The sequence below is a fragment of the Paenibacillus segetis genome (genome assembly GCF_014639155.1).
Classification (GTDB): domain Bacteria; phylum Bacillota; class Bacilli; order Paenibacillales; family Paenibacillaceae; genus Fontibacillus; species Fontibacillus segetis.
The window spans coordinates 1,583,425-1,601,431 of record NZ_BMFT01000001.1; the positions used below are offsets into that span (position 1 = coordinate 1,583,425).

Genomic DNA, 18,007 nt, shown 5'->3' on the forward strand with positions numbered 1-18,007 from the left:
GAAATTGATAGTAATACTGCTGCACACTAAAAAATAGTCGATATAAGCTTCGAAGCTTATATCGACTATTTGTGTATTTACCCTATTTTATTTGATGGAGGCTTCATAAATGTCCTGAATGGATTTAGACAGCATTGCATTGAATTCATCGTCTGTTTGCCCAGCGGTTAGTCCTTGCGATAAGGCACGCGAGAAACTAGCGATCAATCCGTGGTTATGAGCCAGCTTTTCATTTGCTTCCGCTTGACTGTAGCCACCTGACAATGCCACAATCCGCACAACGTGTGGATCTTCCATTAAGTCGCTGTAGAAATTGTCTTCCGTTGGTATGGAGAGTTTCAGCATGACTTTTACGTCTTTACCAAGAGAGGATAATTGAGCAGCAATTTCATTCTTTAATAGATGTTCCGCTGCTGCTTTATCTGCGCTGTAGATATCTACTTCCGGTTCGATAATCGGAACAAGTCCCATCTCTACGATTTGGTTACCGATGGCAAACTGTTGCTCAACGACTTTTTTGATTCCGGTAGGATTGGCTTCCTTAATAAGTGAGCGCATTTTTGTTCCGAAGATATTGCGCTCAGCCGCCCGTTTCAGCAGGTCGTTTAAGCCAGGGATCGGTTTCATGATCTGAACACCATCTTCAAGATCAGCGAGTCCTTGATCGACTTTTAGAAAAGGGACAATCCCTTTCTTCTCCCAGAGATAATCGGCGGTAAATTGCCCGTCTATGAAACGATCCATCGTGTTCTCAAAAAGAATAGCACCTAAAATGTACTCAGAGTCAAACGCGGGACTCTTAATAATGCGCGTTCTCATCTCGTGTACCAATGCATACATCTCTTCTTCATTGGAATAACTTTTTTCTTCAATGCCGTATTGGAGCAGAGCTTTAGGAGTACTTCCGCCGCTTTGGTCCAAGGCCGCTATAAAGCCCTTACCTGTTCGGATTCGATCCAATTGTTTTGTATTCATGGATGGTTCTCCTTCCCATTTGTGGACTGAAAATTTTTCAATACTTTTCTATTATAGCACTTTTTATTGGCAGCATACCTTCTAGGTGCTAGGAAACAAACTCATCCTGTTAATATTTGGATGTAACATCACGGGTAGATTTCAACTAACCTGAAATTGTTACTTGAGTTTTATTTTATTTATACAGAGGTAAAGGAAACTGTTTTGGGGTGCATGCATTCTGAAGAGGTTTATGAAGGATAAATATATTAACATAAAAATACATTTTGCAATATGACAAAACTAATGACAACTGTCACTATGACGAGGGTATCTTTTTGCGTATAGTAGTTCATTAGTAAAGTTTTTTATAGTTGGAAATGTCGAAAAATATTAAGGGGAAATGTTGAGGTAAGAGCTGGTCCTGAACAAAGTTGTACTCGGAAAGAGTATTATCACGAATTTAAAAGGTCAGCTAGTTAAACAATCAACTAAACGGACACATGACCAATTGTAGGAGTGAATAAATTGAACCGATATATTAACAAGATAAGTTTTATATTAGCTGTTGTAGTATTACTTCAAATCTCATTACCAGAGTGGTTAACGTTATCTCAAACAATGAAAGCGGCAATAGCGGGACCTATTATTGTAAGCAAAAATCCGGCCGACGACTCCCAAAGCGTAGCATTAAGTTCTAATCTGTCCTTCAAGGTTGATGAGAGCATTACAAAAGTAAATGGCGCGGCGTCCATTATCATTTATGAATCTGATACGGATTCCGTATTCGAAAGCTTCGTTGTTGCCTCCAGCGGAGCAGTTACGATCGATTCGACAGGAAGAGTTGTAACGATCCAACCGAGTAAACCTTTTCAAAGGGATACGGAGTATTACGTCATTATTGAGCCGGGCGCTTTTGCTAACGTTTCTAACGGCGCGAATTTTAATGGAATTGCAACAAATAATCAATGGAACTTTAAGACGACCGCTCAGGACAGTATTTCACCTGTACTTCAAGCCCATTCTCCCGCATCAGGGGCACTGGATGTACCTTGTTCATCGTCAATCTCGATGACTTTTGATGAAGAGGTATATGTAGCTAGTGGGGAATTTAGTTTAGTATCGGACTTAAGCTCTACTGTCTACGATAATAGACAAATCCCTGTAACAGATAATCAAGTGACAGGCAGTGGCTCCAAGACCATTACGATTACCCCATCAGTAGCATTATATACAAATACGACTTACACATTCTCGATACCAGATGGGGTTATTCAGGATAGTTCAGGCAATAAATATCATGGTTATAGCTGGAGTTTCAAGACAGATACCGCCCCTTTGAAAGTGCCACCAACTGTAACTAAGCTGGAATATAGCGGAAGCACGATTACGATGACATTTAATGAAGATTTAAATGAAAGCTCTATTCCGGTGGTAGGCAGCTTTTATATTACGGTGGATGGCGTGAATCGTCCCGCAACAGCGATATCAATCTCGGGTGCAACAGTGAAGGTAACGTTGTCAAGTGCCATAACGAATGGCCAAGTCGTTAAGCTCTCTTATTCGAGACCGACGAGTGGTGGTATTCAGGATTTAATGCAAAACCAGGCAGTGAACATCTTTAATCGTGATGTTACGCAATTAGTGGATCCAATAGCTCCCACATTAGTAAGTGGTTCTGTCTCAGGGAATACGATAACATTGACGTTCGATAAAGAACTGGCTCCTGCAAGCAGCAGCGCTTATCAACAGTTCAGTGTCTACATAGCTGGCAATTATTTTAGTGCGAGTTCGCTCAATACACGCGGCAGAGTTCTGACGTTAACTTTTCACGGTACAATAACGGACAGACAATCGGCATATATTACTTATTTACCAAGCACGCATCCAATTACCGATACAGATGGCGTTAATGTCGCAGCATTTAGCAGTTATAGCCTGACGAATGCGACTTCATCGTCTAATTCAAATTCGGTATACACCCCTGTCAGCACAAGTACTAGCTCTTTGAATGGCGCAATTGTAAAAGGCAAGACGCTTACGCTAACATTTAATGAACCATTGAATACGAACTATATTCCTTCCGTCAATTATTTCTCGATTATGAGTCAGAATGTAATGCTATCCGTTGAGAAAGTCACCATTAGCGGTTCTGTAGTTACATTGACACTAAATGCTTCACCAAACATTGGTGAAGCCGTGTACATTACCTATATCCCAAGTACTAATGGAATTCACACGACAAGTGGGAAGTCAATTGAAGGGTTTACATCCACTACAGTTACTAATCAGACGACTTTAGACTCCTTATTGGGAGATTATACTGAAGCCGACGGAGGTGGGATTGATTTTAAGATTTCAGCAGCTACAACGACTTCGGCTATATCGCCTGCAGGCACTTTTACAAACAAATATTCCATCTCAGCACAGCAAATCAATAATGCCTATGAAGCGGCAACAAGTGCGGGCCTGAGTAAACTGCGCGTTGTATTTAAGGTTCCCAATACCGAGCGGGCTGCAATCGTAGCTGTGCCACTTAGTACGCTTCAGAACGCCGCCAACTTTGGCCAAGGAGCAAGCTTTGCAGTGCAGTATAACGATATTACGTATGAGATTCCGGTCCATTCTTTGGATTACTCCGAACTATCTAAAATGCTTGGATCAAGCGGAGTAGTAGGTGATCTTCTTATCAAGATCGACCAAGGGGAGTCTAGTCTGACAAACTCATTCATGTCCGCGATCAATCGTTTTAATGCATCTGTTCTATCAGGTCCTGTTCACATTGAGGTAGCAGTTTCCGATGGAAAGATGGAGAAGAAAATACCGAGATTCAGTGGCTATGTGTCTAGTTCGTTGGATACGGTAACGTCGATAGAAGCAAAGTCTGCTGCTGTAGTATGGTATGATCCGGAAGCTAATGCGTTGTCGTACGTGCCTACTCTATTCACCACTTCAGGGGGCAAGACGGTTGCTACCTTTAAAAGCATAGGTAATAGAGCTTATGCTCTGGTACGAGGTTCTGCAAATTATTCGGATATCGGCAAGCATTGGGCAGGAACAACTATCCGAGCATTGGCTAGTAAGTTTATTGTTGAAGGCCGAACCACGACAAAGTTTGAGCCTGAGAAATCAATTACCCGAGGCGAGTTTGCGACTTATATCTCGAAGGGCCTCGGTTTGTCCGGCAATAAGTCGGCGGCTTCCAAGTTTGAGGACGTGAATACAGGGGCTACAATGGCTGCTTACATCGGTGCTGTATCGGAAGCAGGAATTGTAATGGGGAACACAGACGGAACCTTCAAGCCTGATAGTCCGATTACTCGTCAAGAGATAGCAGTCATGATGACTCGTGCGGCAGCTACAACAGGGGTGACAGTATCATTACCGACTTCTGCCTCGTCATATTTGGAGAAGTACAAGGACCACAGTAAGATCAGTAGTTGGGCGAAGAATGATGTAGCCAAAGCGGTGTATACTGGGGTTATTTCAGGTCAAACATCAACCAACTTAAGTCCATTGACCCATGCTACTCGCGCTGAAGCGGTTGTTATGATCCAACGTTTGCTTGAATCGGTTAATCTTCTCGAAATGTAATAGATAAGAAACATAGACTGCCCATGATCATACGTGATCTTGGGCAGTTTTTTGTCGATCTGATTCCGTTAATATTTGTATGCAAAACACGGGTAGATTCCAACTAACTCTATATAATGAAGCTTAGGGTATCCCGACAAAGATACAATATGGATAGGCATGCTTGTGGTAAGTAATACGGCATAAGGTAGCAACCTCTTCCACTCTTGTTGTCAGATCAGCTGGAACACCTGTAAAGATTTCCGCATTTCAACGAATTTCATAGTTAATGTTACATATTACTTGCAGTAAATTATTGTTAGTATGTTTGATTTATGGTATAAAAGGCGTGATAAACCATTTGCAAATCGTAGGTATATCAGTCACAAGAACTTCAGGACGACGATTTAACTTACTATTAGATAGAATGGGAGATTTCCAATGAAGATTAAGATGGCTGTTATCATATTTTGCTTGGTAGGTATGTTTTTCACATTTACTAGTGTTGCTGCCTCTCAAAGCGTTGTGATTAAATTCGATGGTCACATATTAGAGTTGAAGCAAGAGGCTTTTATTGAAAATGGAAGTGTTATGGTCCCAATACGTGGAGTTTTTGAGCAAGTGGGGATTAAGGTACAATGGGACGGAAAAGATCAAACCGTTACAACCACTTCAAAGAATCAAAAGATAGTGCTGAAAATGGGTAGTGTAACAGGATATGTAAACGACAAAGAATTCTTACTTAATAGTCCCCCGATTATCAAAAATAACTCAACTTACGTTCCGCTTCGGTTTTTAATTTCACATTCAGGATTCCTTGTTAACTGGGATCAGAAATCTAAGACAGTAAGCATAAGTGCTCCCAGCTCCTCTAACACAACGATTAATGCATCGGATCAATCCGTATATTTTCCTACACAAGCTAATACGAAAAAATATCCCGAAGTAAAAGGGCAAGTTCTAGATTCTACAGGTAAACCAGTTAGTGGGGCAACCGTTTATTTCTATTATTTATCAGGTGTTTCTGAAGACTATTCTATAACAACTTTACAGGATGGAACTTTCACCATTTCTGAACTGCAGCCCGGCACAGAATATTTAACTATTGCTTATCCTCCGAAGGGTCATGCGGACAATAATTCTGAATCTATTAATTTTCGATATGAGGGTAAGAATGAGCAACTTCCTATTATATCTTTACAAGCGGTGCAAGTAACAGGTGAAGTCATCCTGAATCCGAATGATGCTATTAGTGGTGAGATATCGATTCTTCTGTATGAAATTCAACCCGATGGAAGTTATGATAAGATCTTTAATAGTCCTATTGATGAGGAAAATAAATATAAATTAAGCGGGCTAACCGTGGGTAGAGAGTACGTAATTTTTGCAGATCTTTTCGATGAATATAATTCCAAATTTTCAATTCTTGACATTACCTCTGGCAATAATCGTTTTGTATATCAGGCGGATAATCCCAATCGTGATCTTATATTGTCCAAGCCAGCGGAAAACCCATATATACAGCTACTCGGGTCTGAAGGAACAAGTGTGAAAGATAGTAACATTATGATACAAGCTAGAGATTCCTCTGGAAAGTTCTATTCTACTCAATCTACAGAAGATGGAAATTATATGATTCAGGATCTAAAGCCAGGTACAACCTTTACCATTAGTGTACAAATCATCGGTAAGAATAAGTATAAAGCTCCTGCTCCAATTACAGTGACTTACCAATCCGGTAAATTAAATTTAGGTGTGATTAAGCTTCTAGATCAGGCACCACCACAAGTAACAGGAAAGGTTCTAGACGAACAGGGCAGAGCAATTACTCGTTTTACAATCTTTATCAGAGAAATGAATACGAGAGAAGAATTTTCATTGAATTGGAGTGATCCTAACGGGGAATTTACACTGAATGATCTTCAACCAGGACATCGGTATCAGGTAGAAATTGATAATGATAGGAACATTCATTTGCCTATTTCGGATGACGATTATGTAAAGCCACCTAAATATGAATTTATATATGATTCAAAGATGACCACAATTCCAACATTCATTACACCGAAAATTCAGATGATAGGGCGTGTTATTGAACCTAACGGTACTCCGTTGAATGCGTATAGTCGACTCTACGATTCGAATGGGGTATTGATATCGGAATTTACTCCAAGATTGGATCGTCAATTTGCCATCGGAGGGATGAAGGCAGGGCAACGCTATCGTATAGACTTCGTCCTCACTCGTGTCAACAATTTGGGTAATAATTTACCCGAATTATATTCCTATACTTTTGTTTATCAACCTTCGATGACACGGTTTGATGATATCGTGTTTGATTTTGATAAAAAGTCACCAGGAGAGTTTATGGCTGTAAAAGGTAAAGTTGTTGACAATAAGGGTAATCCGATTCCAGATGTATTTGTACGAGCGGATCACAATTCGAATGGTGAGATAGTAAACAAGATAGTAAAGACCAATAGCGGTGGAGAGTATGTGTTTTATTTCAGTGAGCCAACTCAAGGAGAGATCTATATGCTAGGTAATGATGATATTTCTTCTAAGGTGCCATTCTCCATTGTTGATCGTGATATAAGTGTTTCAACATTGATTTATAGTAGATAAATAACAGAACTACAGGCAATCCTCTTGTCTTTGCTGCTTCCAGCACTTCGCGTCCCAAGCAATGTAATATCCGGACGGAACATTTAAACCTGATGCGACTGTAACGCGCGAGGAATTTACGTTCATGCTGATGAATACGTTGAAGCTGCAAGGCGAAGGAGCATCGCTGGCTTTCACAGATACAGCGAAGATCGGAGCTTGGGCGCAGAAAGCAGTCACACAGGCGGTATCAGCAGATATAATTAGTGGCTATCCGGACGACTCATTCCGTCCAAATCTTCCGAAATGGTGAATACCGAATAAACATAAAAAAAACGGCAGTCTAAGACTCTATCTTCGAGTCTTAAGCTGCCGTTGTTACATTTTTAGCGTTTCTATTATAAAAACATGCGCAATAGCATCACGGATACAATGCCTACCAATACTGTTCCTAATAAGCTACGAGTTAGAATTGCGGTCAAAAATGTTGGTGCCGCTGCGATTAACTCGATATGATTTTGAAAGGGGGAAAATCTCCCATCTACCAACAATAACTCTTCTCCCACCAAGGCTGCCATTACTGCGACTGGAACATAACTTAACCATCGCAGTGCCCAATCAGGTATATTTATACGACTGAGTACCATGAGTGGAACCACTCTTGGGATTAGGGTCACAATTGATGCACCTATAATTATTAAGAGAATATGCCATCTTATTTCCATTTTTCAACCACCATTCCTAATGTAGCAGCAATAACAGTAGCAACAATAATTGCTATACTTCCAGATAAGAAAAAACTTGTCCCCAAAACAATAACTACAGCACTTATTGCCACAACTAAATCTTTAGCGATTTTCCCTCGACTAACGAACTGGATAACAAGAAGCCCGATAAACATGGCAGGTAATGCAAAATCCAAACCAAACTTTTCGGGATTTGTAATCCACTGACCCAAAAATGCTCCAGCTAAAGTGGCTACAATCCAATTTAGATAAGCTGTTATATTTAGACCGTGCATCCATTTTTCACTGATATAATCTTTGTCCGCCGTCTTATTAATCGCGACCCCAAATGTCTCGTCTGTAAGTAAAGAACCTATTAGCAAAGTTTTAACCGGAGCTAGACGACTGAAATACGGTGATAAGGCTGCGCTAAGTAAAAGATGCCGAAGATTTACGATAAAAACGGTGAGAATAATTGAAGCCGGTGATCCATGAGATGCGATCATTCCAGAAACGATAAATTGGGCAGAACCAGCATAGATAAGTAATGACATGAGTGTGATTTCAATAATGCTTAAGCCAGATGTATTTCCTACAACACCCGCAGCAAATCCAATACTTAAGTAACCCAACAATGTTGGAATGCAATCTTTTACACCTTGTAAAAAACTATCCTCACGTATATTAACATCTTGTTTATGTAGTTGAATATTCTCTTGCACTATAAGTTGATCTTCCTTTCACTCTCGCAATCTTCCAAAGGTTTGTTTATTATAACATACGAAATTTTAAGTAAAAGAGTATTCCGGAGGCAAATTGAATAACAAATTGTACCATAAGATCATGCTACGAGGGCAGAGGAAGTAACAGTTTAAAACATTGTTTTTTCAAAAGGGACACTCGTCAAGGTAATTGATCCACCATGGAAAGCTATGTTTTCTTTGACAATGGAAAGTCCAATGCCCAGTCCTTCGCCTTTTCTGCTGGTATCGACACGGTAGAACCGTTCAAAAACATGTTCTTGATCCTGTAAGGGAATGCCGCGTTCTTTATCAATAACCTACATGAATAGGGTATCATCCTTTTTCATAAGGTCAATCTCAAGATGGCCAATCTCAAGATAATTGCCCTCTGATCCGTAACGGATCGCGTTGTCGAGTAGGTTTCGCAGCGCTCGTTCGATTAGGGGAGCATCAATCCAAGCTTGGATATCCTCATCATGAGATATAATCTTCGTGAAATAAAAAGGGAACTTCTCTCAAAACTGAGAAGTATCCTTTTTTTTATCTATTGAATAGTTATTTGTTATGTGAACGGAGGGGGATTCCAAACTACTTCAGTAGTGTTGACATCATCAAACTATCGTAGTAGTATGAAGGTGCAACTCAAACTATTGCAATAGTGTAAGGAGCTGATCATCATGGCCATTAAGCTTTTCGATTCTGAACTTAAGGTTATGGAAGTCTTATGGAAGACAGGTGATATCACCGCCAAACAGATTTCTGATACTTTGAAGGAAGAAATTGGTTGGAATATGAACACGACCTATACTGTGATCAAAAAGTGTATTGGAAAAGGTGCAATAGAGCGCCGTGAGCCTAACTTTGTGTGTCATGCGCTGATTGCAAAGGTACAGGTACAAGAAATGGAGACAGATGAGTTGGTTGACAAGGTGTTCGATGGTTCTGTTGATAAACTGTTTGCCTCATTATTAGGACGAAAGAAATTATCTACTGGGCAGATTGAGAAGCTCAAACAGATCGTAAACAATGAAGAATTAAATGATGACTTATGAGCACCTTTTTGAATATGAGTTCCTCGGCAGCAGTGATGATCTTGGCAGTTGTTGTCATTAGGGCATTGTTCATCCATAGACTTCCCAAGAAGACCTTCATGGTGTTCTGGGGAATTGTCGTATGCAGATTACTGCTTCCTTTTAACTTGCCGTCACCATTTAGCATCTATACCTGGATCGATCGTTTCAGTTCTGAGAGATTACCAAGCGTCAATCAACCCTCATTACCCATAACGCCTCAACTAGCCTTACCAATGAGGTTAGCAGGTTCGACGTCAGAGGTACAACCAATCAGTGACCCAATCACAACTGGAACTATTTCGCCCATTGTAGTCATCTGGATTGTTGGTGTAGTTGTCTGTACCTTGTTCTTTACGATCACATATGTGAAATGTCGAAGAGAATTTCAAACTTCTGTACCTGTTCATCACCCAGTCGCTTTGAAATGGCTAGCCGAACACAAGTTGACTCGTTCGATACAGATACGCCAATCGGACAGAATCAATTCACCCCTAACCTACGGAATTCAGAAACCAGTCATACTATTGCCGAAGAACACAGATTGGGATCATGTCGTACAGCTGCAATACATCCTAGAGCATGAGCTTATACATATTCGACGATTCGACCAGATTTCTAAACTGTTGTTAACGGCTGTTCTCTGTATCCATTGGTTCAATCCGTTAGTATGGGTTATGTACATGCTTGCGAATCGTGACATGGAGCTTTCTTGCGATGAAACGGTCGTGCGATCCTTTGGTGAAACGACGAAAAGAGCCTACGCCATGTCGCTGATCACGATGGAAGAACGAAAGAATAGGATAACCCCTTTGAGTAACCATTTTTCAAAACATGCGATTGAAGAAAGGATTGTTGCGATTATGAAAATGAGAAAAACGTCTGTAGCAGCCACGGTTCTGGCCTTTGCATTGATTGTTGGTGCAACGACTGTCTTCGCAACGAGTTCATCTGGATTGAAACAAGATTCGGATTCAGCCTATGCATATGAAGGAACAGGTAGTATGAACCCACCTCTCAGTGAACAAGAGCAAAGGTCTGAAATGGCAAAGGTATTAGCTCCATATGATAAATTCGGCTTGATCTATGATAAAGCGTCGGGGAGAAGCACCTATTATGGAAAAACGGTTCGTCAGTTTTTTGATGAAATTGCCCAACTAGGTTTCTCTGAGCTCACTGGTGAAGTAGATTTGGAAGCGGAATATATAGAAGGGAAGTTAAGTGGATTAGTTCCTGCAACTCAAGTGGAATTCGATGCGAGAACGAAGGAACTGCAAAGTGTTCAGAGTAATGTTGGTTCACTAGATTCGTCTCAGGCAATTGAGATGACAACGCTCTTGTCCCGAGAAGAGAACGGTTCAATACAATACTCCTCCGACGAAGGAAAGACGTGGCTGACACAAGCTGAGTATGATGCTAAGTATCCAACTCCTGATGTCGAATGGTGGACCTATGATGGGTACAAAGCATGGCTGGATAATGAAAAGATAGAACTTCAGAAAGTAATTGGAGCGAGAGCATGGAACTCTAAGGATGGCTGGTTCACATGGACACAGAAACGTGTGGATGATGCAATCGCTACGTATGAACAAATTCTCGCGGATATTAAAGCGGGGACACAAGTCTCGAAGACCGTGGATGGTCGAGATGATGTTGTGTTATCCTTTGATCCAGGTAAAATTTCTACTGGCACTAGCTATAGCGTAGATATCACACTAGATAACGGTGAAGCAACCTCTTTTGGTCCATATGACACGAAGGAAGAGCTTCTAGCGAAGGTAAAACCCTACTGCGAGCAACAAGTGAAACAAGGAAATATGACGCAGAAGGAAGCGGATGAGATTTTGAATCGATATAACTAAGTGGAATACAAGAGTCGGATAGTAACTTGATAATTATCGAAAGCCCCGCTCGAGATGAGAGGGGCTTATTCTTATAAATCTCTCCGACCCTACAACCCCAACTTCTGCCCCTTCTCCAGCCTTTGAATATGCTGCTCCCCGTTATCCGCCAGCTCTCTAAACTGATTAATCGTTTCACGCATCTTCGGAAGGGCTTCTTGCTTATAAGTGCTAATGGAATCTAAAGCCGAAAGAACGTCGGTGAAGGCCTGTTTCAAAGTATCTACAGAGATACTCGTCTCAAGAGATTGTTTATGGATTGCTGCTCCTTGGTCTTTTAACATTTTAGACGTGCCGCTAATTAGACTGTCTGTGGTTTGATTGAGAAGCTCAATCTTTTTCAGGACAATTCTTTGATTGTAAAGGGCACTGGCTACGGTAACTGAAATTTTGAGGGCGGAGACAGTAACGTTTCTTGCACGGTCTACCCCTCGGATCAGTTCTTTATTATTTCTTATGACAACCTCAATCGCCATGATTCCCTGTTGATTAACGACCAACATTTGTTGTAGATCCATGACCCGCTGACGCAATGGAAACAATACTTCTTCTGTAATGAACTTGATTTTATCTTCAGACTCATTACGTAATTTAGCAGCTTCGATCTGAGTCTCGATTTCCTCGTCCATCAGCATACCAAGCTGGATTTCTTTTTGTAGTTTTTTGGTGAGGTCCCGTAGTGCCTGCTGTTCAAACTCTAGCGTTGTATTATCATTTTTTAATACGGACTTACCCTTATCTAAGGAAATGATAATGTCCGAAATGACTGCATCCGCTTTTTGGTACTTGGCAAAGTAAGCACGTAATGGATTAAAGAATTTACCCAGGAATCCACTCTTGGCAAAATCCACGACACTCGGGTCCAAATCTTTCAACTGCAATTGTAACTCCGTCAAACCCTTGGCTACTTGGCCGCCCTCATCGCCGGTTTTGGATAAATTGCCCACAGATACTTGCAAGAGCGAATTTTTCTCTGAAGACGACTTCATAGAATTCATGCCAAAGCTGTCGATGGATTGTAATACAGCCTGACGTTTCTCTAAAGACTCAATATCTAACTCCAGGATCGCCCCGACGTTGTTTGCTGCTAACTCCTTTAGCTGCTTAACCTCTTCAGGCTCTGGTTTAACCTGCTCCTCAATAACCGACTTAAGCTTCTCCGGACTTACTACTTCCATAGAAAAAGACATTGTTACGCCCCCTAAAAATTATTTACATTTGAACATTAAGCAAATTGCTTATTTTGTACACCACATCATCTGTATCCGCATTGATATTGGCGGCTTCGTTAATACTTGAGATACTTTCAAGCGCCTTGATATTCGCGTTATAACCAATCGTGTATATCGGGATTTTGTAGGTCTCAATTAATCCTCTGATCTCATTAAGGGAATGCCCTTCATTTGTTTCGCCATCACTTAGCACAAAAATCATCGGTCTGCTATCCGGATGAAGAGCTAACTCATCTTGAAGCATTTTCATGGCGACGACGATACCATCAAATGTTGCTGTACCTCCGTCAGCTTGCAGGCTGTTGATCGATCCAACAAACATCGATTGCTGATTGGTATCGTACTTCCCGATAGGAAGATTGATTGTAACGGTATTCGAGTAGGAGACAAAACCAATGCTATTGTCCCTACCTAGGAATTTTTGACCGGTTAGTAAGGATTTCTTCAGTTGATTGAGCGGTTCTCCGTTCATACTCCCAGATACATCTGCAACAAATACCGCAGTGATCGGTTTACTTCCGTTTTTCTTCTCCTTCCATAACTTCTGAGCTGAGGATAGGAGGTTGCCATCAACTGCCGCAAGTTCTGAATGGTAATCATCAAGTCCATTGAACCCTTTTTCCTTAGCCAAATCCTGATATTTAGCTCCTTCAACAAAGTCTGCAAACTTCTGAATAATGTCTAACTTATCTTGTGGTACATCCCCTATAGCATAGAGAGGACTATCATGTCTTACCCCAAAAGGCGTGAACACATAGCCACTCTTTAGATCTGACGCATTGACATAGGTTTGATACTCTAAGACAAAAGCATCCAGCATCCCGGTCTTAGCAGCATCACGCATTTGTATCGTAGTGGAAGCAAGGAAAGGGACATTGGCTTGGAATTTCTCAAACCCTTGAACCGCTTGTTGACTTAGTAAATCCGAGCTATCAAAGGTACTTAGAGCAGCTACCAGGAAGTTCAAACCTGTGGAACTAGCAAAAGGATCTGTATATCCCATAGCTAGTTCGTTATCCGCAATAGCATCGGTGATCGTCTTGACGTTCAATGAGCCGTATTTTTCTACCAACTGATCGTATTTCGTTTTATTCGTAACCACACCAGCTACGTTACCGACAAGTCGTTTCGATATAAGCTCCGTATGGATGCCTTGTGCTTTGACCATCTCACCCCATAGTTCATTTGAAGGTGTAAATGCATCAGGCACATATTTTCCAGATCTGATGTAATCAGTAGCTGTACCCGAAGGAATATTGCGGATTTTGACTGAAACAGGACTCCCATTCACTTCAATATTAGCCTTGTTGAAATCTGTAGCGACTTCATTTAACCATCCATCAATACCGGTTCCTGATTTCTCGGTAGAAGAGAAAATCTCTACAAAATGATCCGTCGTATTGGTTACAGAGATTGGGAACTTCGAGATATCGGGCAATGAATCACCGACAGCAACTGGATCTAAGTCGATCTGACCTTTGATTTGTTCAGCTGTAGTTACGGAAATATTTTTGTAGAGTTTATTTAGTTGTTTAGCAGCGTCTTCTGTAGTGATCTCCGTTTTGCTCTTGCCTAGGTTAGAGGTTAAGTTGATGCCAAAATACACAAGCCCGAACACGACCACCGCAATCACAATTAACACCACAAACGCTTTACCCTTGCTTGCCATACACATCTTCCTTTCATTGCTTGTAGAATTTGGTCTGGTTGATCAGAGCATCAATTTCCTTCATGCAGGGCATATCTTCAACATCCTTATAATCCGTACTCCCTAATAGAGAGATTTCCAATAACAATTTGTCTAGCTTCAGCAGAATTTCTTCATTCGCACCCAGATATCCAGATACGCTGGATAAGTACTCATTGTACAAAACCGTTTTTTCTTGTATCAGTTTGTTAGACAACTGCGTTGATCTTTGACCACTGGCGAAGGTTGCGAACTCTGACGCATCAAACACACTTAACTTATTCAGAATCCCTCGGACACTGAGATAAAAGAGTTTTTCGACCTCAGAGATGACGGACATAAATTTTTTGAAGCTCAATTCTGTAGGTTCAAATCTTTGAGACAGGACATCAAGTAAAGTTTCTTTTTTCTTCTGGATTCGTTCCAACTGGTCTATGGCAAGGGCAACGTCCTTTTTTAGTACCTTTACATTTCGGTAATGGGAAAGTGCTTCTATATAATCCTCATGAGTTTTGATGTCTTTGACAGGTGGTACAGCCGGAGGTTTTAAGAGTAAAAAATAACTTCCATATAGTACAACGAGCAGACTAATGATTAGTAAAGTTACGCCACTAGCTGTCTCAAGGACATTTGCTCCGCCAATTTCCACACCTAATAACCCTGGTGACAGGACTACAACGTTCACTAGCACAATCCCAGCAATAAGGCCCAACAGTTTGATACTTCTCGAGCTATTCAAAATAGACACCTCCACCACGTATCGCGCAAACCGATAATATAGTCCACTTCCAATATATAGATTTAGCGCAATATTTATGCGGTCAAAGGTGAACAAGGCTTGGGGGGATTTGAAAGGGAAAGGGGGGGGAGAATAATTTACGATCAATAGAAATGAGCAATGGGTGTAATTGAAAAACATGGTAGTGATACAGTCATCCTTTTTAATCTGAAGAAAAGGGTGCACCAAATACTGCTGGTTATGTTCTTGGCGGGTGTAGTCATTCATTTAGCAGCCTTAGTTAACTTGTGAAAAATACCTAATTATCCGTATATGTGTCTGAAAATTATGGTATATTTGTATTTTAAACTAGTAGACGACGGACGACAGTTCTATATTTTATTGGATGGAAGTGGGGATTATATGTCTGAACAAACAAAGACGGAAAGGGTTCATCAAGTTTTTGAAAAGATATCGAATCAATATGATTCAATGAACTCGATCATCACTTTCAAGAGACATATCGCATGGCGCCTAGATGTCATGAAACAGATGAATGTTAAAGAAGGAAGCAAGGCTCTTGACGTATGTACTGGAACTGGGGATTGGGCGATTGCTTTAGCAGATGTTATTGGAACGCATGGTGAAGTAATCGGTTTAGATTTTAGTAACAACATGCTCAAAATTGCACAAGATAAGCAACAGCAACAAGCTTTAAAGCAGCTTACATTTATCCAAGGAAATGCCATGGAGCTCCCTTTTGAAGATCATTCATTTGATTATGTTACCATTGGTTTTGGTTTAAGAAATGTACCGGATTATTTAACCGTTTTACGGGAAATGCATCGAGTAACAAAACCAGACGGAAAAGTAGTTTGTTTAGAAACATCCGAACCCACATTAATTGTTTATAGACAACTTTCACTTTTTTATTTTCGCTATATCATGCCCTTGCTTGGTAAGTTCATTGCCAAAAGTTATGATGAATATTCATGGCTACAAGAATCAACTCGTCATTTCCCAAATAAAAAAGTACTAAAAGAAATGTTCTTAGAAGCGGGATTTTCCAAAGTTGATGTAAGAAGCTATAGTGGCGGCGTCGCAGCAATGCATATGGCTATGAAGTAGATGGAGAATAACTAGCAGCGCCAGGGAAGTAACGAACAGCCAAATGATTCCGACCATTAAGCAAGTCGGAATGGGATTTCATTCAAAATAACCTGAAATAGAGCAAGCCGGAGCATGGATTGATCATGTACTCCGGCTTGTCTTTATTTTGTTAAGATTTCTGACTGTCTTGCATAGAATGATGCACTTTGGGGAGAGGTATGTCTATCTCGGCCACATGCTCATGAGAATGCAGAACACATTGCCGGATGGCTGATTACCTTCTTGGATTACATATTCACATTTCTTCATGAATTACTCCTCTAAAATTTTACAGTTTACATATTCGATGATGTGTCATCAAAAATGCTCAACATTCTATTTGGAAGGCGGCAAAATATTAACACGTTTGGAGTAGAGGAATTAATAGAAAGCAAAACATTTAGTTTCTTTGGAAGGGGGAGTAGAGAATTCTGTCGAATAATAAAAAGAGGAGTACTGGCGTTTTTTGGAATAATTTCCGTAAGAGTTTAGAACTAAAATGGGCAAATCTATTTTTACATTCAAGACATAACCTGATGCATGAACATTAAGAACAAGGGAAATTAATATTGTTTCAAAACGAATGAAAAAGTTAGTCGCCCTTGATCTAATGTAAAATAATGCATAATTCATTAAGTTGAAAAGGTGCGAAATTCCATAATAACTCGTGTAAATCAATTAATATAGATGCTTCTGCCAATGGAATTGGTGGGAGCATTTTTTGTTCGGAAAGTATAGAATTTAATTGTAGTATTCTTCCATTTCATAGTAAGTTTAATTCTAATAGATTTAGTAAAGAAATGGGGAAAGAAAAGGAGGAGCGAAAAAAGCTGGTGTCGAACTTTCTACAACGGAAGAAAAATACTTTTATCGACTAACTCAAGAGTGTTATACAAATAATGGAAAATTTATGTTTGACGGAGGGTTCAGCTTATGGGCGAAAAGAAAGTTGGAGCAAGCGATTATCTTGCATTAGGTTTGTATGCTTTTGCAGGATTCGGTCTTGAAGTTGTACTGTCAATGCTTTTGCCTTTTATATTCGGTGTTGGAAGTTCTGAATATACTCTCATCCATCAATGTATACACTGGGTTCTTACATGCATTTTGTGGGGGAGTATGGCACTGTTTTTGATAAGGCTTTCAAAGAAAAAATACTCCTTTGATATTATGAAGCTAAACGAAATGCCAGACTCCAAGGGATGGTTACTTGCGGTTGTGATTTCTGTTATAGCAATTACAGTTACCACTTTTGTATGGGGTGGCTTTAAGCCAGTTCAAGAATACAATGGTATCGTTAAATACATTTTTCAAAATATTTACTACTTGTTTGAAGCTGCCTTGATTCTGCTAACGATTGCTTTTGGACAAAAATTCGGTGAAACGCTCATAAAAAGAGGCAGTCTACCTTATGGAGGGATTTTTCTTGCGCTCACATGGGGACTCATACACATTTTTCTCCAAGGAAGTCTAACAGGTGTTTATGCTTTCTTCATGTCCATTTTATATGGCATTGTATACATATTGTTAAAAAAGAATATCCGATATTCATATATTATGATCGTAATTATATTTATCTTATAAGCAATTACATCATACGGATTTACATAAGTCTGTGCAATAAAATTGAGGTGCGGATTCAACCTATTACTTA

The 18,007-nt window shown here is 40.2% G+C and carries 14 protein-coding genes and 1 pseudogene; 8 read left to right on the top strand and 7 right to left on the bottom strand.

Annotation, left to right across the window (positions count from 1 at the left end; translation table 11 throughout):
• Positions 1-87: 87 nt before the first annotated feature.
• On the bottom strand, positions 88-975 hold the full coding sequence (locus IEW05_RS07265; protein ID WP_188537216.1) for a fructose bisphosphate aldolase: 888 nt from the start codon (positions 973-975) through the stop codon (positions 88-90).
• A gap of 507 nt (positions 976-1,482) precedes the next feature.
• Here IEW05_RS07265 and IEW05_RS07270 point away from each other — a divergent pair.
• From IEW05_RS07270 to IEW05_RS07280, 4 genes and pseudogenes are all read left to right on the top strand, one after another.
• A complete protein-coding gene (locus tag IEW05_RS07270) occupies positions 1,483-4,548 on the top strand; it encodes an Ig-like domain-containing protein (RefSeq protein WP_188537218.1) in 3,066 nt (1,021 codons plus the stop codon).
• A 420-nt stretch (positions 4,549-4,968) separates the two neighbouring features.
• Entirely contained in the window at positions 4,969-7,152 is a 2,184-nt protein-coding gene (locus IEW05_RS07275) for a stalk domain-containing protein (protein WP_188537220.1), read from the top strand.
• Between the two features lie 67 nt (positions 7,153-7,219).
• Positions 7,220-7,270, top strand: a pseudogene (locus IEW05_RS25920) (S-layer homology domain-containing protein); the annotation flags it as partial.
• A gap of 6 nt (positions 7,271-7,276) precedes the next feature.
• Positions 7,277-7,444 carry an S-layer homology domain-containing protein gene (locus IEW05_RS07280; protein WP_229753289.1) on the top strand — a complete coding sequence of 56 codons (168 nt, stop codon included), beginning with the start codon at positions 7,277-7,279 and terminating at the stop codon, positions 7,442-7,444.
• Positions 7,445-7,529: 85 nt separating this feature from the next.
• Here the strand turns inward: IEW05_RS07280 and IEW05_RS07285 are convergent, their stop codons facing one another.
• The 3 genes from IEW05_RS07285 to IEW05_RS26050 form a co-directional block, all read right to left on the bottom strand.
• Positions 7,530-7,856 carry an AzlD domain-containing protein gene (locus IEW05_RS07285; protein WP_188537222.1) on the bottom strand — a complete coding sequence of 109 codons (327 nt, stop codon included), beginning with the start codon at positions 7,854-7,856 and terminating at the stop codon, positions 7,530-7,532.
• Positions 7,847-8,581 (bottom strand): AzlC family ABC transporter permease, encoded by a 735-nt coding sequence (locus tag IEW05_RS07290; RefSeq protein WP_188540768.1) that lies wholly within the window; start codon positions 8,579-8,581, stop codon positions 7,847-7,849. The genes IEW05_RS07285 and IEW05_RS07290 overlap by 10 nt, the downstream gene beginning before the upstream one ends.
• A 146-nt stretch (positions 8,582-8,727) precedes the next feature.
• Positions 8,728-8,913, bottom strand: coding sequence for an ATP-binding protein (locus tag IEW05_RS26050; RefSeq protein WP_188540769.1), 186 nt, complete (start codon positions 8,911-8,913; stop codon positions 8,728-8,730).
• Between the two features lie 363 nt (positions 8,914-9,276).
• Between IEW05_RS26050 and IEW05_RS07300 the strand changes: the two genes are divergently transcribed.
• Positions 9,277-9,651 carry a BlaI/MecI/CopY family transcriptional regulator gene (locus IEW05_RS07300; protein ID WP_188537224.1) on the top strand — a complete coding sequence of 125 codons (375 nt, stop codon included), beginning with the start codon at positions 9,277-9,279 and terminating at the stop codon, positions 9,649-9,651.
• Positions 9,652-9,665: 14 nt separating this feature from the next.
• Positions 9,666-11,531, top strand: a complete 1,866-nt coding sequence (locus IEW05_RS07305; protein ID WP_194434098.1) for a M56 family metallopeptidase — start codon at positions 9,666-9,668, stop codon at positions 11,529-11,531.
• Between the two features lie 89 nt (positions 11,532-11,620).
• On the opposite strand, the gene IEW05_RS07310 is transcribed toward IEW05_RS07305, so the two are convergent.
• The 3 genes from IEW05_RS07310 to IEW05_RS07320 are packed head-to-tail and all read right to left on the bottom strand — an operon-like array spanning position 11,621 to position 15,228.
• Complete coding sequence (locus IEW05_RS07310) at positions 11,621-12,760, bottom strand: toxic anion resistance protein (RefSeq protein ID WP_188537228.1); 1,140 nt, start codon at positions 12,758-12,760, stop codon at positions 11,621-11,623.
• Positions 12,761-12,782: 22 nt separating this feature from the next.
• Positions 12,783-14,471: a vWA domain-containing protein gene (locus IEW05_RS07315; RefSeq protein ID WP_188537230.1), complete on the bottom strand. Its 1,689-nt coding sequence runs from the start codon at positions 14,469-14,471 to the stop codon at positions 12,783-12,785.
• A 13-nt stretch (positions 14,472-14,484) separates the two neighbouring features.
• On the bottom strand, positions 14,485-15,228 hold the full coding sequence (locus tag IEW05_RS07320) for a hypothetical protein (protein WP_188537232.1): 744 nt from the start codon (positions 15,226-15,228) through the stop codon (positions 14,485-14,487).
• A gap of 402 nt (positions 15,229-15,630) precedes the next feature.
• Here IEW05_RS07320 and IEW05_RS07325 point away from each other — a divergent pair, with 402 nt between their 5' ends.
• Positions 15,631-16,335: a demethylmenaquinone methyltransferase gene (locus tag IEW05_RS07325; protein ID WP_188537234.1), complete on the top strand. Its 705-nt coding sequence runs from the start codon at positions 15,631-15,633 to the stop codon at positions 16,333-16,335.
• Between the two features lie 954 nt (positions 16,336-17,289).
• Positions 17,290-17,937: a hypothetical protein gene (locus IEW05_RS07330; RefSeq protein ID WP_188537236.1), complete on the top strand. Its 648-nt coding sequence runs from the start codon at positions 17,290-17,292 to the stop codon at positions 17,935-17,937.
• Positions 17,938-18,007 lie beyond the last annotated feature (70 nt).

Excerpts from the sequence above, each read along its gene's own strand:
- IEW05_RS07265 (WP_188537216.1), bottom strand. The coding sequence starts at position 975 with ATGAATACAAAACAATTGGATCGAATCCGAACAGGTAAGGGCTTTATA.
- IEW05_RS07275 (WP_188537220.1), top strand. The coding sequence starts at position 4,969 with ATGAAGATTAAGATGGCTGTTATCATATTTTGCTTGGTAGGTATGTTT.
- IEW05_RS07280 (WP_229753289.1), top strand. The coding sequence starts at position 7,277 with ATGCTGATGAATACGTTGAAGCTGCAAGGCGAAGGAGCATCGCTGGCT.
- IEW05_RS07285 (WP_188537222.1), bottom strand. The coding sequence starts at position 7,856 with ATGGAAATAAGATGGCATATTCTCTTAATAATTATAGGTGCATCAATT.
- IEW05_RS07300 (WP_188537224.1), top strand. The coding sequence starts at position 9,277 with ATGGCCATTAAGCTTTTCGATTCTGAACTTAAGGTTATGGAAGTCTTA.
- IEW05_RS07305 (WP_194434098.1), top strand. The coding sequence starts at position 9,666 with ATGAGTTCCTCGGCAGCAGTGATGATCTTGGCAGTTGTTGTCATTAGG.
- IEW05_RS07310 (WP_188537228.1), bottom strand. The coding sequence starts at position 12,760 with ATGTCTTTTTCTATGGAAGTAGTAAGTCCGGAGAAGCTTAAGTCGGTT.
- IEW05_RS07315 (WP_188537230.1), bottom strand. The coding sequence starts at position 14,471 with ATGGCAAGCAAGGGTAAAGCGTTTGTGGTGTTAATTGTGATTGCGGTG.
- IEW05_RS07325 (WP_188537234.1), top strand. The coding sequence starts at position 15,631 with ATGTCTGAACAAACAAAGACGGAAAGGGTTCATCAAGTTTTTGAAAAG.
- IEW05_RS07330 (WP_188537236.1), top strand. The coding sequence starts at position 17,290 with ATGGGCGAAAAGAAAGTTGGAGCAAGCGATTATCTTGCATTAGGTTTG.